Genomic DNA, 20,107 nt, shown 5'->3' with positions numbered 1-20,107 from the left:
TTGTTATCGCGCACAGATCAAAGACGTGAGCGAGCCGGCGGACCCATCGAATCCTTCAACTAGCCCTGCCATTGCATCATCCATGAACCCTGACCGACGGCGCAGTCCCTTGGCTATTCCAAGACGATCTTCGACATTCTGCTCTTGACTGAGCTTGGCGGTCAAATCGGCTGTTTCGATCCTGACGCGAAACCCGCGAATGAGTGCAGACCACGCCGCATAGGTTTCGGTAGCGATTTCGTGGAACTGCCAGCCGCCACCCGGTTCGAGCTTTTGGACCAGGTCTCTTATCTGGTCTCGAAGCTCGGTCGTGTTCAATGGCGTCACGCGCCCGGTCACGACGAGGTTCAGGTAGTTGTATGTCGGTGCGGTCCGGCTCCGGTCGGCGTCCCTGGTGGGGAAGCGGCCCTCGTACCAACTGGGCGAGATCGCTGTCGATGGCCCGTGAAAACATACGGTGACGAAAGGATCCGTCTGCATCGTCTCGAACGCCGGATTTGCCACGGCAATATGAAACTCCAGGCTCTCAGAGCCATCGGCGCCAGTGCTCAAGGTTGCCGGCGCGTGCACAGCGAGCGGAGAGGTCGGGCCGTTGACCATGATGGTCGCAAAGGGGAAGGCTGAAACCATGGCTGGGATCAGGTCGGGCTCGTTGAGCTTGAATTCGGCGTAGTGCATGAATCACCTCGATCCGAGCAATGGTGATATCGCATCGATCAGGACGCCGAGCGCGGATGCATCCTTATCGTCATCGCCAGATGCCTCGAACTCGGCGAGTTCAATGCCGACGATCTGCTGTGCCGGAATTTTCTCGAATATGGTGCGCAGCGTCTTCGGCAGCAGGCCATCCCGCACGGCGTAGGCGGCAGGTACGAAGCCAGGTTCCATTGAATCCCAATCGATATGGATCCATACAGGGCGATCGCCGATAATCGACAGGATCGAGTCCGGATTAGTTTGCGTCGGTGAAAGGGATCGGACACCAGCGCGCTCGAGCAGTCTAGCTTCCACAGGATCGATATCTCTTGCTCCTGCAATTACGATCCTGGTGGGATCCACGCCTTGGCCAAAGCCGCTTTCCCAGAAACCACACACCGCGGCGAGGACCATGCCACCCAGGTATCCGCTCTCGGTGGTGTCCGGCGTATTGAAGTCACCATGCGCATCGATCCAGAGGATTGTCGCTTCGGGAAATAGACGCGCAACAACCGGCAATGTCGCCAAGCTCGCGGAGCAGGTGTTCATGGCCATCAATGGCGTGTTGCCGCGGCCGAAGATATCGACCACCTCGGTCTGGAGCTTGGACAGACTGTCGCGCGCGTCCGGCAGGCTGTTCGACCAGTCGTCCTGTTTGGCCGGTGACGGCGTTCCGATGGAGCACGCAGACAGTCCGGTTAGATCCTGAAGGGCCTTCGCCGTCTTGGCCGCGCCCGTGATGGCACCAGGTGTTCGGTCGGCGATGCGTCCCTGCGAAACAATTATCTCGAACGTCAAATCCATACTCCCTGCTTAAGCCTGCCGGCGGCCAGCCGCTGTTGCGCCGCTAAGGTGATCGCTATATTCCAACGGATATATCGACCAGCACGGCGGTTGCAACTCAGAAGTTTTCGGCCGCAAGCACATAGAGGCGTTCATGTCCGACCCGAAGATCCACCTTTTTTCCTACGGCACTTTGCAGTTGGAAAACGTCCAGATGTCGTCGTTTGGGCGGCTCCTCACCGGGCGACCTGACGCCATGCCGGGTTTCCGCAAAGAGATGGTAGAAATCACCGACCCTGATGTGCTCGCGAAGAGCGGCGAGCGGTTTCACCCGATTGTTATTCTGTCGGACAGCTACGGCGACGCGATCGCCGGCACAGTCTTCGATATCACGGCTGCTGAGCTCGAGGCTGCGGACGCTTACGAGGTGTCCGACTACAAGCGGATCGAAGTTGTGCTCGCCTCGGGCACAAAAGCCTGGGTCTACGTAAAGGCGTGAAGCGACACCGCCTCAGACTGCTCCCTCGCGGCCGGCGCCCGGCAGTTCCATCGTCATCAGGGCTTGTTCGACACAGATCAGATCGAGCGAGGACAACGTGAGAGCGGGACACCGGTTACGATCCACTTTTTGGATCGATAGAACCAAAAAGTGGATCGATAAACGCAAAGTTTTCGTCCCTTCAGCTCGACGCTCCTCCGTGCGGATAATGAAACCTTCTATAGCGTGGCGACATTAGGCATTTCTCTGCGCAGAGACACTTGAACGAGGAGGATATTTCTCTCCAGACGGGTGCCGAGACACGTCCAACACGACTACATCTATGAACGCTCGCAGTTCCGCCGGCATCGTTTCCTCAATCCGCGTGCGAAGATCACTCGCGGTTCGCAGATCGTGGCCGACGCGATCGGCGACTTTGACGTCAGGTCCAAACCAGAAAACCAAATACACGCCTTGGGACTCAGCATCGTGATGGGTGGCGTAGCGTTCGTTTAATTGCTCCGCGGCGGCCGAAAATAGTTTAGGGTGCCACTGCCCCTTTGCTTCAACCACGAGAAGACGGCGCCGTCCCTCGATCATTGCGGATGCTGTGAAATCACATCGATTACTGTCCGCCATGTGATGCTCGATCACGATTGGCATGTTCATGGCCGTCATACGGTGCCTCAGTACGTCCACAACGCGATTGCGCGCAGTGTTTTCGTCGACGTGCAAGTCGTCACGGTAATAAGTTTCGAGCGCGTCAGTCTCCGCAGTACGAAGCCAATCCTGAAGATTTTCCAGCTCTTCCACCATGAGTGCCCGCAAATCTTCCACGCTTGCGACGCCTGCGACGTCGAACAGCGATGAAATCTCCCTGGCAGTCGGTGCAGTAAAGCCTGAAAGCGCCAATTTTTTGAGAGTTTCCGCACGCATCGTCGATAGTGCCTCGTCGAAACCGGCGAACCGCCGATCGGCAATTAGTCGATCAAGCACCGGTAACGCGCGATCAGGAGCGTCGCGACTTATCCTCCAAACCTCGTCTCGCAGGAAGCGGTAGGCGCGCTGTTCATCTGGATCTCCTGTGCCCCAGGTATTGGGAAGGTGAACCTCTGGCCACTCCTCGACGAAAGCGTCGAGGATCTTGTAAATCTTTTCTGCAGAAAGGCCTGGCCAGCCCTTGTTCCCGTCGCTTAGGCGCCCGGCTTTGTCATCGATGGCGAAAATTGATTTAGGGTCGAACCTAAGATCGTCCCATCCGTCGTTATCCTCACTTTCAAAGAAAAACCTCCTGATCCTCCAGAAGCGCCTGTCCAAATGGCGATCGTTAGCTTCGGCAGCCATTTCGCCATCCGACCATGCCTCAGCACGCGCGCGCTCGCCAATCAGTGCCAGAAGGCTATGGCGATCTTTCGTCATTATAGCCAAGTTGAACAGTGTCTCCTGAGCAGAGGCGGGCATGTCTGGGAATCTCCACAACCATTCCCGCGCCAGTTCCGAACGAAACGTCGAGCACAATTGCGTTCTGACGAGCCACCAGACGTGCGTGAATCCTTCCCTCGGCCCCATCAGCCCAGGTTCTATGTAGCCCCGAGCAAAGGCCTCCACGTCGCTGACGGTTTTGAAAAGACGTTTTTCGAGCTCATGCTCGAATCCTTTGAATTCGCTTTCGTCCATCCAGCCAGATCTGTTCGCTTCCACATAAGCGGCAAGCAGAAACGGCGTGTCGATCCGGTCCAAAGCCCCTCCCTCACAGGAGTGGATCCAAGTCGATGCAAAAGCAGCGCGTGCGCCTCGAAGATTTCGCCCAACAGCGAGCTGGGCCAATGATGGCACGGCGAGATGGTGGAGACAGTTTTTTAGACAATTCTCGGCAATCACTTTTTCTCCGTTTGAATCGGAGAGGCTCGCTCGGTCGGAGAGATATCGGTTGGTGAAATAGTTGACCCATCCCCAGTCTCGACCGCTTTCTATAAGTTCACGTTCTTGAAATAGCTTCGCCTGATACTGAAGCTCTTGCTGCCTGTCTTTCCTCTCCCTCCGACGGAGACGTCTGCTTTTCGTCGACCGATCCTCTGCGAACTGCAGTCGGAAGCGCCTCTCTCGCCGCGCCCATTCCGCCGCGAAAGTCGGCTTTTGTGCTGCTTGCTCTCGCAGACGCCGACGGCGCTCATCCGGGCCTTGGTTCTCGCCTGAGGAGCGCGGCCGATGCCATAGGACAGCCCAGACATGCACGTTGTTGATTTCGAACGCGTAGTCAGTCAGCAATCGGTCATCGTCGCTCCTCAGCAACAATCCACTGTGGTGATGACCATCCCAAAGGCTCCATCGAATATCCCATGCTGTGTCAATGCTGTCGGCATTGATGAACGCTAGCCTATGTACATAGTGGCGAAGTCCGTCGTCGTTCACGAGTAACCGAATTGCGGCGTTGGTCTTGGCGTCTCCCTGATGTTCATACCAAAGCGCCCGGATCCACTTCCAAACATTTTGCGGATGGTGTGGACCCACTATGTCCGTGAAATAGCGGTCGAGCAGTCGTCCAGCGACAATGCTCACGCCGCGCCTGCATTGACAATCGTGGTTTGGTCGACCGCAAGAACAAGCGAGGTTCTCTGTTAGTCTATCTAGTTGAAGAGCTATCCGTTGGGGTGCGAACTTCGCCAGGACATTCTTGAGCTCGAATGAAGCCATCCATATGGCGTCGTCACGAATGCGACGTGGCGGCTGCAGGTGGAGAATGAGGACATCGAGAAACTTCGCGAACAGTGTGTCAGAAAACGCATCTGCTCCCGCTTCATGAACCATATCAACAGCCACGCCTAACGCCGCGGCTGTTCCTTCGTCGAGGAGTCTTTGAAAATCTGCTTCAGGCTCTTGTCCGGAAATTTTGATAAGTGCACGCGACGCCCAGACGCGCGTGTGCTGCGCTGCGGAGACGTCATGGAGTATTTTGCTAACTTCACCAACCAGCACTGTCGGACCACCGGCCACCACCAGGAGTTCCAAAAGCAAGTCGGTAAGAGGCGAGTTCACAGACAACCTGCGTAGAAGGCAGACCACATCCTCTGCCACCTCGTTGCAAAAGAACCCGTTGACGCTGAACTTTCGAACGTAATCGCCGCGCCGAAAGCCGGGGTTCATCGACGCCGCTTTTTCCAGCGCTTGGAGCAGGCGTCTTTTCGAAGAAGTAGCAAGTCGCGAAGGATCGCCGTTGCCCAGCACTGCGTAAGGATCCAACTCCACCGCTTTCCACTGGATAGCCTCAGAACCTACCGTTGCTAACCATCCTACCAGCCCCCTCAGTTCGTCGCGCACGAAGCCATTGGGTGCGATCACGGCGAGAATTCTTCGAAGTGGTAGTGGATTTCGAGCGTCCGATACCCGACCAACGATGTACCGCGCCGCGCAATATTCGGCGACGATCCGGTGGGCCGGTTCGTGATGGTCGGAGTGGGCGGTAGGCTTGAATAGTTTCGTATCCAGCGCTGCGAATGACTCAGTTACCTTGGAGTTCAACAGCAGCGGGAGGTAGGGAAACTCCGAGGTTGCTTGCTGCTCTTTCGTGGCTGTGCCCGATGTCCCCGAGAGTAGGAGCTTCGCCATGATTTCGGACGCGGCAGCGACGATGTCTTTCGTGGGCGCGCGCCTTTGACCAGCGATCGGTCCTAGCTCGAGCGCAAGCCTGTCGACAGCATCCTCGAATATTTGAGTTCTGGAACTGAAGCGCCGACCACCCTGAACAAATGCATCTGCGAGAAGCTTGAGAAACTGCGGATTGCCCAGCAAATCTGAAAGCCCGAAACGCTCGACCTCTTTCGAAAAGTCACTAAAGGATTCGCCATGCAGATGTGTGTCAAAAAGCCGCTTCTGCTCCTCGTCAGAAAACGCCTCGATTCTAACGATTATCGGGTCAGTGCCGAAGCAATCCCTGACCAAGCGTGTACGGTCTTCCGCCCATTCCGACGATCTACTGGCGAATACGACGCGACCGTCACATGCCTCCCGTGCCCGAACAATTATTTGGTCTACTGCCGACTGATCGATCCTCGCCGCTTCGTCCACGGCGTCAACAATCAAGGGTGTTGTCTGCGCGGTCCTAGAGCTATGGCGAAACAGGCTTGCCCGGACCGGTTTCACGCCCCAGATTCGACCCAGCTCGCCTAGCAGCTCGGTCTTACCCGCTCCTGGTTCAGCTAGGACGACAAACACCGAGCCGCGATCCAAAACCTCCTGCTCTGACAGGTGTTCGAGATCAATGACTAGGCGGCGGTTAATGTAGAAATCGACCATTGAATATCGATAGCCAATCGGCGGGCGCAGATCCATGCCGACCGAGCTGTCGGCCATGCCAATCAACAGAGCTTTTCAACTAAGAGTTCGAACGCAAGACCCCGTTAAGTCCGGGCCCCTTTTGTTGATTGTCTGTCGTTCCACCAGGTGAATCAGAGTGCGTCCCCACAAAGTGCGCTTCATCGGATTTCCCGAACTGTTATTCGGATCCTCCGAACAATCGACTGACCGTCTGCTTTCTCATCACGGCTCGGATTCGATGCCCACTCAGATATCCGCGGGGAAGGCGCCTGCTAGTGCAAATCTATTGGTCGCGCAATCCGCACTGCGCTGCTTTATTGTTCCGACTCCCCGAATAATCTCCCGTTCCGGCTCAAACTTGCTCGAATTCTAGTGAAGTTCTGTCTAAAAGTAGTGAAGTAAATTTTCATCGGCGTAAATTACGTATATTTTTCAATTGCTTGCGCGGGTTCCCGAAATTGCGAATATAGGAATCATATAACACGCATGTCCGCCCGAGCGGCTGCCTATAGGGCGCGAGCGGATTAAACCTGTTGTGAAGTTGAAATCGGCGCGCCATCCTCGATTAAATCGAAATGGAGGCGCGACGAGTGGCGGAAACACAACATGCGGTGCAGCAGCACAACCCTCGACAGATGTCGATCCATCGCCGGTTCGGTTCATTCAAACAGAGCCGACCCCATCGAGTCTTTGGGAGGTCAGATAGGCCTGATCACGATCAGCAAATACATCGTCAGGCTTCCACTTCCTCTCGAAGCGCGACAGAGGGTTCCAATGGTGGTGGGTCGATAATCGGACGTTTTCGGCGGACGTCCTCAGGCCACAGCATGGCTTCGATATCAAATTCGACATGTTCCAGCGCGGAATACAGAGCCAGTCCGAATGCCTGTGCCATCCTGGGAGCGACAGCATTGCCAATCTGCTTTGCGACCGATTCTTTTCCGCCGACAAACTCGAATTCGGTCGGGAAGTTTTGGAGAACTGCCCTCATGCGGATCGTCAAGCCCGGCACAAAGTCCGGTCCATTTCTGCGGGCGAGCTCATCGGTCGGGGCCGCGTCAGGAACGCCGGACGGATCGAGACCACTGCGCTTCCAGCGGAGTGCCTCCAATTTTCGCGCTTTACCCTTTCTGCCAAGAAGTGTGAACGCCTGCGCACCTTGGACGACGGCGCCGTCGTCGAGTTCAAAGGTGGCGGTTCGGCAATATTCGGCCCAATTTTTCGCTTCGCTCCAACCATTGGCGGACATCAGATCGTAAAGAGTCTCGCCGACATTGGCACGGCGCTCTGGGAACCGGCTAGGCATTTCAAAGTGGCGGCGGTCGCGCGTCCGAAGTCCAATGAACAAAATACGAGGGCGGTTCTGCGCGATCCCGTAGTCTTGCGTGTTTACTTCGACGATCTGGACATCGTATCCCGCTTCGTTCAACTCCTTCAGAAAGCGCGCTATCTGGTCGGAATGTTTTGCGAAAAGAGCACCACGGACATTTTCAAAGAGAAATGCTTTGGGCTGGATCTCACGTACGGCGCGGGCGCCCTCAAGCAGTAGATCTCTCTCGTCCGCATGTCCCTTGCCTTCGCCTTCTTCGGAGTAGGGTTGACATGGTAGACCTCCGCAAACGAGGTCAATCTGGCCGGCATATTGGGTGAAGTCGATCGTCGTTAGATCCTTTTCGACAACGGGCCAGTTAGGACGATTGCGTCTCATTGTAGCCGCTGCGTTTTTATCAAACTCGATAAGGGCTACGTGTTCAAAGCCGGCGGCTTCCAACCCAATCGCCATACCTCCGGCCCCCGCGCACAGTTCCAGGGTCCGAAGGCGCTTTGTCGGCAGCTTCGTCAGCGGTTGCCTGGGCGGCGGCAAAATCCCTGACATGAAGTGGTCGTTTCCGGTAAATCGGGCCAAGGTCCCAAGGGGGCCAGTCGCGAGCGTGGAAAGCATGTGCGACCGGATTTTCTGCGACCGTGGCGATCCTTCGGCCGCCGATGCGAGGTTGCCCAATGCGCGATGGGTTGTCGCGACCTCGCGGGCTGCGGGCTTGAGCGATCGCCATTCGGCGTCGCCGTGGCGGGCGTGCGATGATCCGAAGGCTGCTTCAAACTTCGGCATTAGCTTTTGAGCTTTGTCGGCGATGGAGGCAGCCGAACTGGAAGGTGAGCCGTCTACAGTCGACGGGTTCAAGCCAGCTATTTCGTGCATCAGGTCTGTTGCACCGGTTTCGAATTCAGCAATCACGGTCTTCGCGTGTCGCTTTGCAAAAGCGTGCATCATGCGTTTGCGCATCGAGACCGAAATTTCGCGCGCGGACATTGCGTCGTCCGCGATCCGCTTTCGCAGTACGCGAAAGTCGGACAGGTCGAAACGTGCACCGGAGGCGATCGATGCCAGTGCGCGGCCTCGCACGCTTTCGCGCGCTGAAGCCAAGCTCCTGATCATGTCGTAGGAGACACCGTTGTTCCTGAGCACATCGGTGTATGGCGCAAGCCTTCTCGTCACTTTTCCGTAAAAGGCAATTTCTGATCGCGATAAATTGCATCGGGCGACGAGGAATTCCCGTGCATCAGCAGGGGCGATCTGGCTCTCAAGTTCAGAGATCTTCGTCGCGAGTTCCAATGCCTTGTCGACCATTGCCTTGCGGAGCTTGATGATCTCTGATCTCGTTTTGCTGAGAGCTGCAGCCGTCTCGTGCATCGCGCCATTCCGTTGTGTCAGTTTGATACGCACATATCGCACCACAGCTTTCCAGATCTGCAAGGCAATTGCTAAAACTTGAGTCGAGACGTGCCAGCGATGATCCCCCGTTCAAACAAATTCAACCGATCAAACAAGTGATCGCTAATACGGCGCGGAAGGTGGCGGTGTGTGGAGGCTCAGACGAACGGGGTCGGGTGGTGAGTGTTCGGGCGGAGATGGTCACAAGGCTCAACGAGCTTTTTCGAAAGCCGCACTACCTCATGGTGTGCCGGCAAGATGATAGAGCACAGTATTTCGCGACGCTGATCTCGGCTCAGCTCAACAAGATCGCCCTAAAATCGTTGACATTCGTCCCGGTCGGACCTGTTTCGAATAAGTCGCCAATGGCGTTGAAGGCCGTGAAACTGTCGTTGGCATCAAGAATGCGTCGCGCGTCCAGCGCCGTCAAACGCAGTCGCTTGACGGTCGTGCCATCGGCAAAGGCGCCGGCGTTGGCCTCCGAGCCGTCGATGCCATCGGTGTCGGCGGCGATGAGGTGAAAATCGTACCCGTCGAGCGCAATCGCCGCCGCCAACGCGAACTCGCCATTTCGCCCACCTTTGCCGCCCATTTTTCGAATGGTGACCGTCGTCTCGCCACCGGAGAGGATCACAACAGGTTTGGAAAACGGCCGATTGCGGGCAAGGATCTCCTTGGCGATGGCTGCGTGCACGAGTGCCACCTCGCGAGCTTCCCCCTCTACGGCATCCGACAGGATCGCCGCCTCTATGCCGTTCGCTCTAGCGAGTTGCGCGGCAGCCTCGAGAGAAACGCCGGCCGAGGCGATAACGTGGTGACTGTTGCGTACGACCGCAGGATCGTCGGGCCGCGGCGCGTCGGCTGCCGCCGAGTTTAGGTGGTCGATTGCCGCCAGCGGCAATGTGAGGCCGTATCGGGCAATGATCTCAAGAGCATCGTGTCGGGTTGAGTAATCCGGCACAGTAGGGCCCGATGCAACATGGGCGGGATTGTCGCCCGGAATGTCAGAGACTATGAGGCTCACGACGCGCGCTTTAGTCGCCGTCGCCAGGCGGCCGCCCTTGATAGTTGACAGATGTTTACGCACGACATTCATCGCGGAGATGGGCGCGCCCGAAGACAGCAGTGTCTCGTTCAAAGAAATTTCGTCCTCAAGCGACAGACCTTGAGGCGGAGATGGGAGCAGAGCGGAGCCGCCGCCACAGATGAGAGCGATGACGAGGTCATCGGCGGATAGATCCTTGACCGTCTCGATCAGGCGCTTCGACGCGGCGAGCCCCGCAGAGTCTGGTACTGGATGCGAAGCTTCGATGACTTCCACATGTCTGGTCTCACAGCCATAGCCATATCTGGTGACGACGACGCCTTCCAGTGGGCCGTCCCAAATGCTCTCCAGTGCGCGCGCCATCTGAGCCGCGCCTTTGCCCGCGCCGACGACCACCGTCTTGCCTTTCGGCCTTTCCGGAAGATGCCGCACAACACCGTTCAGTGGGTCGGCAGCCGTTACAGCCGCCTTGAAAAGGGAGGTTAAGAAGCTCCGTGCTTCAAAATCCATATCGTGTATTCCCTAGGTAAGTGCCGCATGGGGTTGAGCTCGCATGCCGGACTTGCATTGCTCGATGTGGCTGGCGGCCAAGGCCGTGCTGGCTCGCCAATGAAAACGTGGTAGTCTGTCGCTCCGGCACGCGGCGATGCGAAGGCAACCACCGCCGCATCGCCCTTCGTCGACTACTTCAGGCCCACAAAGCCCTCAGGAGTTTTAACCTCCACAATCGTGAAGCCGTCCGAGGTCTTCTTCGCTGCCGGCCTTGCATCCAGAGGTTTTCCGGTCTCGATAAAGGAAACGATATCCTTTGCTACCGCCTCGGGTGCTCCCCATTGCACATTATGTCCGACATCGCTCTCCTGCGCGCCTGACGCAGGCAGGGGGATCATTCCATACTGCTTCCAGAAGTTTTGGCCGCCCCTACGCTTGGCCGCTTCTGTGAGAAGCTGCCTCACCTGCTCTTGGTCTGAAGCAGGGAAAATGTTGTCCTGAGAACCCCAAATCACGAACGTCGGAACGGACAGCTTTTTCAAGCGCTCAGTATGATCAGTTGCAAGCAGGGCCATGGTGGCGCCGATCCAGGTACCGAGTCGCACATGGGCTGTCTCGGGAAGATAGGGCCGCAAGAAGCTATCAGGAGCTAGTGGATCGACATCCCAGTTCGCGGCCAACCACTTCTCCACGTCCTTATCGGCGCTCGCTGGAATTTCGTCATAGAAGTCGATAGGGTATCTCTTACCCCTTGCTTCAAGGGCCTTCTTCCAACTTCCCTCTACCGGCTCATTGAGCACGTAGTCGCGCAGCACAGCATTGTCGGTGGCCTTCGCGGCTGTCGCAACGAGAACGGCGCCTCGGACCATCGAAGGACTGTCGAGCGCGATTTCCTGAGTGACGAAGGTGCCGAGCGAGTGACCTACCAAGAAAGTGCTGTTGATTTTTTTCGCTTTCATGAACGCGGTTACGTCGTCTGCGAAATCTTTCACTTCAAAGCACGATTCAGGCTCGGTCGCGCAGAGCCTACGCGGCGGCATCGTGCTGCCGCCGTGACCGCGCAGATCGACAGCAAAGATATGCAGCTTACGGTCAAATCGGAGGAGAAAGGGAATCGTCGTCGACCATGAGCGAACACTATCCGTCAGGCCATGTATCAAAATGACGGGCGTACCGCTTTTCGGCCCGAACTCCATGTACGACATTGTGATGCCGGTAGAGAGCGGCTGCTTGCATCGATTATCTATGTCGTCACAGGAACTCTTCGCCTCAGCGCCTGTCGCGATCGTGAGTGCGGTTAGAACTGCCAGCATTGCTGCAGTCTTTCGAAGCATTCTCATGAACTCGATCCCCTTTTTTATGTTTGAATCCGAGCTACGCACGGTGGCTTGTGCGTGCGACAACATCTTAGCTCCTTCCCGTTTCCTACGGGTCATGTGATTGCGCCAAACTCTGGTGGATTCAATCTCCCGCAACTACCTGTCCCATCTCCATTCGGGTCCGGACGGATCACACTGCCGAGGCCACAACACCTTCGCTTATCGCGTTTCGAACTTTTACGACACTATAAGAACCACATTTTGTGCAATATAACTGTGGCTATATGTGGCTTTATGTGCCATTTGGCAAATTCATGGCTCAACGGAAGTTTGGACTGCGAACCATGCAACATGCGCCAAAACTTGATAGCCCTTTGGTATATGATTCCGTGCGACCTCGTCACCGCGCGTGCATCATTGTCGCCGATGGATTCAACCTGTTTTCCTTCACCGCTGTCCTCGAGGCATTGAGGATCGCAAACCAATGCTCCTCCGAGCCGGCATACGGGTGGTGGGTCATGTCGCTGAACTCGGCCGATGTAGTCAGCGACGCGGGCGTGAAAATCGCCGCGGACTCTACTTTTTTGCATAGGTCCGGCGAAGGACGGGGGAATTTTTTCGAAAGTGTCTATGTCATTTCCTCAAGCGTCAGTCCCCAGACTTCCAAACTGCTCGGGCGTTTTCTCAATAAGGAACGGACTTTAGGCGCGAGAATTGTCGGTATTGAACGGGGCGTGTTCGAACTCGCCCGTGCCGGTCTGGTCACTGAGGCCGCCCTTCATTGGGGCCACGCATCGGAGTTTCTCGCCGAGTTCGGCGCGGCGGTCCCTGCGAGATGGGAGCTGTTCGTGGAAAATCAAGATGTTGCCACCTGCGCAGGTGGTTCTGCCGTTGTGGATATGATGGCCCACTTGGTGGGATCTGCTGGCGGTCAAGCCGTAGCTGCTCATTTCTGCCAAGCTGCAATTGTCGAGCGTGTGAGGCCAAGTGGCGAATTGCAGTCGAGACCATTCGCAAGCAGGCATCCAGCGTCGCACCCAACCGTCGTGGCAGCGATCAAGCTGATGGAGACCCACGTTCTGCCGATGCTTACGCTAAAGGAGATCGCCTTCAACGTCGGGATCTCCCGGCGCCAGTTGGAGAGACTCTTTCAAACACATGCCCAATGCACCCCGGCTCGGTATTATCAAAGCGTGCGTTTGGAGCTTTCGAGATATCTGCTGTCGAGCAAGAACATCCCGATTGGCGAGATCGCCAGCCAATGCGGCTTCATCTCGTCCTCTCATTTTTCGAGAGCTTATTTCGAACACTTTGGTCTGAACCCTCGCGCGACAAGGCTTAGGTCGCTTGGATATGCCGAATTTCCACACCAAGGCGTGACAAACGCTCGAATATCCACACTATAGTGCGGTTATGTGTGGGTTTGCGTTGACATCTGCGGAGTTTGTAGGTAGTAAAACACCAATTCGAACACCCGGTTGTGATGAGGATGCCGGCGTGGTGGTTCAAAGGAGAGGCGCTTCAATGAAGGTATTGGTTCCGGTCAAAAGGGTCGCGGATTTCAACGTGAAGATCCGGGTGAAGTCCGACGGATCGGACGTCGATCTCGCCAATGTAAAAATGGCGATGAATCCCTTCGACGAAATATCGGTTGAGGAGGCTCTGCGCCTGCGTGAGGCTGGAACGGCCTCTGAGGTCGTTGTGGTATCGATCGGAGCGTCAAAGACCGAGGAGACTCTTCGTACGGCTCTGGCCATGGGCGCCGACCGCGCGATCCTAATCGAAACCGATGATGTTACGGAGCCGCTCGCAGTCGCGAAAATCCTCAAGGGCGTGGTCGCTGAGGAGCAGCCGGGGCTGATCATTGTCGGCAAGCAGGCGATCGACGATGACGCAAACCAGACGGGTCAGATGCTTTCGGCATTGCTCGGCTGCGCCCAGGCGACATTCGCTTCAAAAATTGAAATCAATGCCGACTACGCCATGGTCACCCGCGAGGTTGATGGCGGCCTGCAGACAATCAAGGTCAAGCTGCCTGCCGTCGTCACTTCAGATCTCCGGCTGAACGAACCGAGATATGCGTCGCTTCCCAACATCATGAAGGCGAAGAAGAAGCCGTTGGACAAGAAGACGCCGGCCGACTTCGGCGTCGATACCAAAGCGCGTTTGAAGGTGCTCAAGGTCGAGGAGCCTGCTGGACGCAAGGCCGGCGTCAAGGTCAAGTCCGTCGCGGAACTGATCGAAAAGCTCAAGACCGAAGCGCGCGTTCTCTAAACGGATATCGGAGTATCTCTTATGTCAATTCTCTTGCTTGCTGATCATGACAACAACACCATGTCGGACCAATCGGCTCGCGCGCTCGTCGCAGCCACGAAGATCGGCGGACCCGTCCACGTACTTGTAGCGGGAAACGGCGCGCGCGCTGCGGCGGACGAGGCTTCGAAGTTCGCGGGCGTCGACAAGGTCCTTTTCGCTGAAAGCCCAAGCCTGGCAAACGAGCTGGCAGAGCCACTCGCCGACCTCATCGTCGGGCTTGCCGCAAACTACGACGTCGTTATTTCGGCAGCGAATTCTGTCGGCAAGAGCGTCCTGCCTCGCGTCGCCGCCCTCCTCGACGTGCCGCAGATCTCGGAAATCATCGAGGTTGTTTCGTCCGACACGTTCAAGCGCCCGATTTATGCTGGAAATGCCATCCAGACAGTCCAGTCCGTCGATCCGAAAAAGGTCATAACCGTACGCACGGCGTCGTTTCCCCAGCCCGCTCAGGGCAACTCGGCTGCCGTCGAGGCCATCTCGACGGCAGCTCTTTCCTCCGAGCTTTCATCCTTTGTCTCGGAAGCGATTTCTTCCTCGGATCGTCCAGAACTGACCTCGGCGAAGATCATCGTCTCAGGTGGCCGCGCCCTTGGCTCCTCGGATAAGTTCCAGGAGGTGATCCTACCGGTCGCCGACAAGCTCGGGGCCGCTGTCGGCGCCTCGCGTGCCGCTGTCGATGCCGGTTATGCTCCGAACGATTGGCAGGTTGGCCAAACCGGAAAGGTCGTTGCACCGGACCTGTACATCGCGTGTGGCATTTCGGGTGCGATCCAGCATCTCGCAGGCATGAAGGACTCAAAGGTCATCGTCGCTATCAACAAAGACGAAGATGCACCGATTTTCCAGGTTGCCGACTACGGCCTTGTGGCGGATCTTTTCGAGGTACTTCCCGAGTTCCAAAAAGCGATCTAGGGAGCGCTATGGTGTCGGCAGCGGGAGGATGGTCAGTGAGAAGTAACGCCGACCTCTTGGTCGCTGACACGATAGCGCCGAGCCAGGAAACTGCCCAGGCGGGCGGCCTTAGGGGCCGTCCGCCGTGCCTGCAGGAAGCGCTCGACTGCATTTACAACATCATGTTGGCGAGCGAGAGTACGATGATGGCGAAATTCACCGCCGCAAAAGTCGTCCATAATCTCTCCAAGCCAGGTAGATCGAGGGCGGCGTCGGCGGCTATCGCAACTTCCCTGACCGAACCTTTTGCGCAGGCATTATCTGAACTTTCCGAACTTGGTACTCGGTTCAAGGGCCTAGCCGAATCTCTCCGGCATATCTCTTCCAAAGTGGACTGGTATCCGTGCAAAACCGGCCTTTTCGCCAGTGTGAACTTCGAGCACGCGAATGCGCAGGCAATCCTTGTCGGTCCTGGTGGAATGGAGGAAAGAGGCGACGTAAGGATCGGTATCATGCTGATGGCGCCTTACACCCGCTTCCCGGACCACACGCAATCGCGCGCCAGAACGTTTCTTGCCTTGTCAGACGGAGAATTTCGGATCGGAGAAGGGCACTGGACGCGCATGGGTATCGGCTCGATGGCTTTCAACGATGCGGGACGCGGCCTCGCGATCAGATGCACCGCAAAGCCTTTCCTCGCTGTCTGGTGTCAGTTGGAGCGATAGGGCGACTGGAGAGCTCCAGCCAGATGCAGCGAGCCTGTCACCAAGACCCATGAGTTCAATTCTGCCGCAGCCTCGACTGCTTTCTGATACGCGGCCTGAGGGTTTTCTTGGGCAACGAAGCTGATATTCAGTTCAGCGCAAATGCCTTGGAGGTCAGATAGTGGGCGCGAGCTTCTGTTGACAATTGTTCCCACAACCAATGTGGGACAAATGACCGCAAGGGTTGCCAACAGACCGTCTGCATCCTTGTCAGACGCGATTGAGATAACGACGACGGGCCGGGTGCTGCATTCCGGTCGAACCTGCAGGTCTTGCAGAACGGCAGCCAGGTTGAATGGCACGTGGGCACCATCGACGATTACAGGCACCGACGTTAGCCGGTCTCGTGCGCGGAAACGTTCGGTAAAGGCTTCCAGCCGCCCCGGCAGCCTTACTGAGTTTGCTGTGTCTTTGTCGATAAGCCAGCCTCCGACGGAAAGGCGGGGAAGGGCGCTTCCAAGGGCGTCAAGTGTCGTGCATGCCACGGATCTGTTCCTGTCCGCGATTGTTTGCCCAGCGTCTACTTCTGCTAAAAAGAGCCTGCAGCCAAGCGAATGGGCTCGAGCATGTACTATGCTCCCCGCTTCGTCATCGCTGGCCAGCGTCGTGACCACGACTGAGGCCGGCTTTATGATGCCGGCTTTTTCAAATGCGATAGCTGACCTCGTATTGCCCAGAACTTCCGTGTGTTCAAGGTGCACGTTCGTGATGACGGCGACGTCAGCGCGCGCGATGTTGGTAGAGTCCAGCCTTCCACCAAGCCCAGTCTCAACTACGGCGACGTCGATACAAGACTGTGCAAATGTGAGGTATGCAGCAATGGTCATGAGGTCAAACCACGTAGCATGCCGACCTAGCGTTCCGTCTTCGACCGCGGCGGAGTGGGCACGAAGCGCTGCGTTCAACGCGACACCTAGCGTGGTGTTGTCGATGGTCGCCCCGTTCAAGGAAATTCGCTCGTTGACCCGATGGACATGAGGCGAGCCATATCGACCTACGGAAAGACCCGCTCGGAGAAGCCCCGCCTCGATCAGCGCGCAGGTCGACCCCTTTCCTTTTGTGCCGGTCACGTGGACGATCGGGTAGCCGCGATGCGGATTGCCGAGGCGATCCGCCAGATCCTCTATTGCGGAAAGGCCAACGCGCATGTCTCCACGTGGCCGCTGTTCCCAGTTCGTGAGCTCGTCCATCCTTTGCAGGGCCAAAGCCAGCGGTAGTGGAGATGACATCGCAAGTTCACCGTCTTACATGTTCGGATAAACCGGCCCCTCGCCACCCTGCGGCGGCACCCAGTTGATGTTCTGATTGGGATCCTTGATATCGCAGGTCTTGCAGTGGACGCAGTTCTGGGCGTTGATGACGTAGGTCTCCCGTCCATCCTTTTCCACCCACTCGTAGACGCCTGCCGGACAAAACCGCGTCGACGGGCCGGCATAAACTCCTAGCTCTGAGTATTCCTGCAGCCCTATATCCTTGACCTTCAGATGCACCGGCTCGTTCTCCTCGTGGTTGGTGTTCGACAGGAACACCGAGGAGAGACGGTCGAAGGTCAGCACGCCGTCGGGCTTCGGATAATCGATCTCCTTATGCTTGGAAGCCGGCTCCAGCGACTGGGCGTCGGTCTTGTCGTGGCCGAGCGTGCCGAAGAAGGAGAAGCCGAAGAGCTGGTTGGTCCACATGTCGAGACCGCCGAGCGCCACGCCAACAGCCGTGCCGAACTTCGACCACAGCGGCTTGACGTTGCGGACCCGCTTCAGGTCCTTGCCGATGTCGCTCGAACGCCAGTCGTTCTCGATCTCGACCACTTCGTCATTGGCGCGACCTGCGGCAATCGCTGCCGCGATCCGATCCGCCGCCATCATCCCTGACAGCACCGCATTGTGGCTGCCCTTGATGCGGGGGACGTTGACGAAGCCGGCGGAGCAGCCGATCAGCGCGCCGCCTGGGAAGGTCAGTTTCGGCACCGATTGGTAACCGCCTTCGGTGATGGCGCGAGCGCCGTAGGACAGCCGCTTGCCGCCCTCGAAGGTGCGGCGAATAGCGGGGTGAGTCTTGAAGCGCTGGAACTCCTCGAACGGAGAAAGGTAGGGGTTCTTGTAGTTCAGGTGAACCACGAAGCCGACTGCGACGAGATTGTCTTCCAGATGATACAGGAACGAGCCGCCGCCGGTCTTCATGCCGAGCGGCCAGCCGAAGGAGTGCTGGACGAGACCCTGTTTGTGGTTCTCCGGCTTGACCTGCCAGAGCTCCTTGATGCCGATGCCGAACTTTTGCGGCTGGCGCCCCTTGGAAAGACCAAACTTCCCGATTAATTGCTTGGCCAGCGAGCCGCGCACGCCTTCGCCGATCAGCACATACTTGCCTAGCAGTTCCATGCCGCGGGTGAAGTTGGGGCCGGGCTCGCCGTTCTTCTCGACGCCCATGTCGCCGGTGGCGACACCGATGACGGCGCCCTCGACGTTGTAGAGCACTTCGGTGGCGGCGAAGCCTGGATAGATCTCGACGCCCAAGGCTTCCGCGTGGCCCGCCAGCCAGCGACAGACGTTGCCGAGCGAGACGATGTAGTTGCCGTGGTTGTTCATCAGCGGCGGCATGGCAAAATTCGGAAGGCGGATCGAGCCGGCGGGGCCAAGCAGCAGGAAGTGGTCGTCTTTCACCTCGGTCTTGAAAGGGTGATCTGCCTCCTCGCGCCAATCGGGCAGCAGGCGATCGATACCGATGGGGTCGACGACCGCGCCCGAGAGGATATGCGCGCCGACTTCGGCACCCTTTTCCAGGACGACGACGGAGAGATCCGGATTGACCTGCTTCAGCCTGATCGCCGCCGAAAGGCCGGCAGGACCGCCGCCGACGATCACTACGTCGAATTCCATGCTTTCGCGTTCGGGCACATCAGTCATCGTGTTGTTCCATTAACGTGTTTCGTCATATGCTGCGTGCGCACGGACCGTTTGAAGTCTGACAGTCTTTCCGACAGCATGAACGCGAGTTCGACGGACTGGCTTGCATTGAGGCGCGGATCGCATTTGGTTTCATACATAAGCGGCAAATCCTCGTGTGAAAGCGCGTGCGCTCCGCCAAGGCACTCGGTGACGTCGCGGCTCGTCATTTCGATGTGAACGCCGCCAGGATATGTTCCTTCGGCCTCGTGAATATCGAAAAAGGATCCGATCTCGCCCACGACGCGGTCGAACGCGCGTGTCTTGTAGCCGCCGGCCTCGATGGTGTTACCGTGCATCGGATCACAGGACCAAACGACCTCACGGCCTTCGCGCCGTACATGTTTTACGAGCTCGGGCAGTCGATCCTCGATGCGGTCCGTGCCCATTCTGGCGATGAGGACGATACGGCCGGGCTCGTTCAGCGGATTCAGTATGTCGAGGAGACGGATCAGTTCGTCGGCGCTGATCGAGGGGCCGCACTTCAACCCGATCGGATTTTGAACTCCCCGACAAAACTCGACATGTGCATGGTCGAGCTGTCGTGTTCGGTCTCCGATCCAAAGCATATGACCGGAGGTCGCGTACCAGTTGCCCGAAGTGGAGTCTGTCCTTGTCAGCGACTGCTCGTACCCCAGGAGCAGGGCCTCGTGCGAGGTGTAGAATTCTGTACTGCGGAGAGCGGTGGCATTCTCCGCGTCGATACCGCACGCTGCCATGAATCCCAATGCTTCCGATACACGGTGGGCAAGGCTTGCGAAGCGTTCGCTGGCCGGTGTTCCGGCTACAAACTCCAACGTCCATTTGTGGATGTTTTCATAGTTTGCGAAGCCACCGGACGCAAAGGCACGCAAAAGGTTAAGGCTTGCGGCGGACTGCCTGTAAGCTGCTTCCTGTCTTTCTGGATCCGGCGTTCGCTGCTCCAGTGTGAAATCGTATCCGTTGACAATGTCGCCCCTGTAAACGGGCAGTTCAATACCTTGGCGGCGTTCGCTCGTGGAGGAACGAGGCTTTGCGAACTGGCCCGCGATGCGGCCCACCTTTACCACTGGCTTTGAGGCCCCGAAGGTGACGATAGACGCCATCTGCAGGAAGACGCGGAAGAAATCGCGGATCGTGTTGGCGCCATGATCGTCGAAGCTTTCGGCGCAGTCTCCACCCTGGAGAAGAAAGGCCTCACCTTTGCAAACCGTAGCAAGCCGCTGCCTGAGCTGACGAACTTCCCCGGCGAAAACTAGCGGCGGATAACCGGCGATGCGGTTCTCGACGGCAGCAAGGCTTTCGACGTCCGGATAGTCGGGTATCTGCTTTGCAGGTAAGCCGCGCCATGTTGCAGGTGTCCAAGTCGACATGTTCC

General features: G+C 57.3%; 14 protein-coding genes. 5 read left to right on the top strand and 9 right to left on the bottom strand.

Annotated features, from left to right (window positions below):
* Positions 1–3: 3 nt before the first annotated feature.
* Together BJ928_RS02220 and BJ928_RS02215 are read right to left on the bottom strand one after the other, a co-directional pair.
* Positions 4–678 carry an FMN-binding negative transcriptional regulator gene (locus tag BJ928_RS02220; RefSeq protein WP_047627458.1) on the bottom strand — a complete coding sequence of 225 codons (675 nt, stop codon included), beginning with the start codon at positions 676–678 and terminating at the stop codon, positions 4–6.
* 3 nt (positions 679–681) lie between these two features.
* Positions 682–1,500, bottom strand: coding sequence for an arginase family protein (locus BJ928_RS02215; RefSeq protein ID WP_047627456.1), 819 nt, complete (start codon positions 1,498–1,500; stop codon positions 682–684).
* Positions 1,501–1,633: 133 nt separating this feature from the next.
* Here BJ928_RS02215 and BJ928_RS02210 point away from each other — a divergent pair, with 133 nt between their 5' ends.
* The gene (locus tag BJ928_RS02210) at positions 1,634–1,978 is read left to right on the top strand and encodes a gamma-glutamylcyclotransferase family protein (protein ID WP_047627455.1); all 345 of its coding nucleotides are present in this window, start codon (positions 1,634–1,636) and stop codon (positions 1,976–1,978) included.
* A 234-nt stretch (positions 1,979–2,212) separates the two neighbouring features.
* Here the strand turns inward: BJ928_RS02210 and BJ928_RS02205 are convergent, their stop codons facing one another.
* The 4 genes from BJ928_RS02205 to BJ928_RS02190 all read right to left on the bottom strand — a co-directional run bounded on the left by BJ928_RS02205 (position 2,213) and on the right by BJ928_RS02190 (position 11,927).
* Entirely contained in the window at positions 2,213–6,250 is a 4,038-nt protein-coding gene (locus BJ928_RS02205) for a hypothetical protein (RefSeq protein ID WP_147413884.1), read from the bottom strand.
* A 754-nt stretch (positions 6,251–7,004) separates the two neighbouring features.
* Complete coding sequence (gene dcm / locus BJ928_RS02200; protein ID WP_130270587.1) at positions 7,005–8,996, bottom strand: DNA (cytosine-5-)-methyltransferase; 1,992 nt, start codon at positions 8,994–8,996, stop codon at positions 7,005–7,007.
* Between the two features lie 283 nt (positions 8,997–9,279).
* The gene (locus BJ928_RS02195; protein ID WP_047627452.1) at positions 9,280–10,539 is read right to left on the bottom strand and encodes a glycerate kinase; all 1,260 of its coding nucleotides are present in this window, start codon (positions 10,537–10,539) and stop codon (positions 9,280–9,282) included.
* Positions 10,540–10,712: 173 nt separating this feature from the next.
* On the bottom strand, positions 10,713–11,927 hold the full coding sequence (locus tag BJ928_RS02190) for an alpha/beta hydrolase (RefSeq protein ID WP_183079353.1): 1,215 nt from the start codon (positions 11,925–11,927) through the stop codon (positions 10,713–10,715).
* Positions 11,928–12,184: 257 nt separating this feature from the next.
* Here BJ928_RS02190 and BJ928_RS02185 point away from each other — a divergent pair, with 257 nt between their 5' ends.
* The 4 genes from BJ928_RS02185 (at position 12,185) to BJ928_RS02170 (ending at position 15,772) form a co-directional block, all read left to right on the top strand.
* Positions 12,185–13,246, top strand: coding sequence for a helix-turn-helix domain-containing protein (locus BJ928_RS02185; protein WP_183079352.1), 1,062 nt, complete (start codon positions 12,185–12,187; stop codon positions 13,244–13,246).
* A gap of 118 nt (positions 13,247–13,364) precedes the next feature.
* Positions 13,365–14,114, top strand: a complete 750-nt coding sequence (locus tag BJ928_RS02180; protein WP_047627447.1) for an electron transfer flavoprotein subunit beta/FixA family protein — start codon at positions 13,365–13,367, stop codon at positions 14,112–14,114.
* Positions 14,115–14,135: 21 nt separating this feature from the next.
* Positions 14,136–15,068 carry an electron transfer flavoprotein subunit alpha/FixB family protein gene (locus BJ928_RS02175; protein ID WP_047627446.1) on the top strand — a complete coding sequence of 311 codons (933 nt, stop codon included), beginning with the start codon at positions 14,136–14,138 and terminating at the stop codon, positions 15,066–15,068.
* 182 nt (positions 15,069–15,250) lie between these two features.
* Positions 15,251–15,772, top strand: a complete 522-nt coding sequence (locus tag BJ928_RS02170) for a dimethylsulfonioproprionate lyase family protein (protein WP_183079351.1) — start codon at positions 15,251–15,253, stop codon at positions 15,770–15,772.
* Here BJ928_RS02170 and BJ928_RS02165 read toward each other — a convergent pair.
* From BJ928_RS02165 to BJ928_RS02155, 3 genes are all read right to left on the bottom strand, one after another.
* Positions 15,757–16,959, bottom strand: a complete 1,203-nt coding sequence (locus tag BJ928_RS02165) for a Mur ligase family protein (RefSeq protein ID WP_245432217.1) — start codon at positions 16,957–16,959, stop codon at positions 15,757–15,759. The genes BJ928_RS02170 and BJ928_RS02165 overlap by 16 nt on opposite strands.
* Before the next feature lie 96 nt (positions 16,960–17,055).
* Positions 17,056–18,711 carry an electron transfer flavoprotein-ubiquinone oxidoreductase gene (locus BJ928_RS02160; protein ID WP_047627442.1) on the bottom strand — a complete coding sequence of 552 codons (1,656 nt, stop codon included), beginning with the start codon at positions 18,709–18,711 and terminating at the stop codon, positions 17,056–17,058.
* A complete protein-coding gene (locus BJ928_RS02155; RefSeq protein ID WP_052227458.1) occupies positions 18,708–20,102 on the bottom strand; it encodes a 3-deoxy-7-phosphoheptulonate synthase class II in 1,395 nt (464 codons plus the stop codon). Before BJ928_RS02155 ends, BJ928_RS02160 begins: the two co-directional genes overlap by 4 nt.
* Positions 20,103–20,107: the final 5 nt, after the last annotated feature.

The organism is Rhizobium sp. WW_1, from assembly GCF_003610155.1.
In the GTDB taxonomy this organism is placed as follows: domain Bacteria; phylum Pseudomonadota; class Alphaproteobacteria; order Rhizobiales; family Rhizobiaceae; genus Rhizobium; species Rhizobium tropici_A.
This window is presented reverse-complemented; position numbering and strand designations above follow the sequence as displayed.

Bases quoted from the DNA above. Each gene is read 5' to 3' on its own strand.
- BJ928_RS02205 (WP_147413884.1), bottom strand. From the start codon at position 6,250: ATGGTCGATTTCTACATTAACCGCCGCCTAGTCATTGATCTCGAACAC.
- BJ928_RS02210 (WP_047627455.1), top strand. From the start codon at position 1,634: ATGTCCGACCCGAAGATCCACCTTTTTTCCTACGGCACTTTGCAGTTG.
- BJ928_RS02165 (WP_245432217.1), bottom strand. From the start codon at position 16,959: ATGCGCGTTGGCCTTTCCGCAATAGAGGATCTGGCGGATCGCCTCGGC.
- BJ928_RS02155 (WP_052227458.1), bottom strand. From the start codon at position 20,102: ATGTCGACTTGGACACCTGCAACATGGCGCGGCTTACCTGCAAAGCAG.
- BJ928_RS02175 (WP_047627446.1), top strand. From the start codon at position 14,136: ATGTCAATTCTCTTGCTTGCTGATCATGACAACAACACCATGTCGGAC.
- BJ928_RS02185 (WP_183079352.1), top strand. From the start codon at position 12,185: ATGCAACATGCGCCAAAACTTGATAGCCCTTTGGTATATGATTCCGTG.
- BJ928_RS02215 (WP_047627456.1), bottom strand. From the start codon at position 1,500: ATGGATTTGACGTTCGAGATAATTGTTTCGCAGGGACGCATCGCCGAC.
- BJ928_RS02190 (WP_183079353.1), bottom strand. From the start codon at position 11,927: ATGTTGTCGCACGCACAAGCCACCGTGCGTAGCTCGGATTCAAACATA.
- BJ928_RS02180 (WP_047627447.1), top strand. From the start codon at position 13,365: ATGAAGGTATTGGTTCCGGTCAAAAGGGTCGCGGATTTCAACGTGAAG.
- BJ928_RS02220 (WP_047627458.1), bottom strand. From the start codon at position 678: ATGCACTACGCCGAATTCAAGCTCAACGAGCCCGACCTGATCCCAGCC.
- BJ928_RS02170 (WP_183079351.1), top strand. From the start codon at position 15,251: ATGATGGCGAAATTCACCGCCGCAAAAGTCGTCCATAATCTCTCCAAG.
- BJ928_RS02160 (WP_047627442.1), bottom strand. From the start codon at position 18,711: ATGACTGATGTGCCCGAACGCGAAAGCATGGAATTCGACGTAGTGATC.
- BJ928_RS02195 (WP_047627452.1), bottom strand. From the start codon at position 10,539: ATGGATTTTGAAGCACGGAGCTTCTTAACCTCCCTTTTCAAGGCGGCT.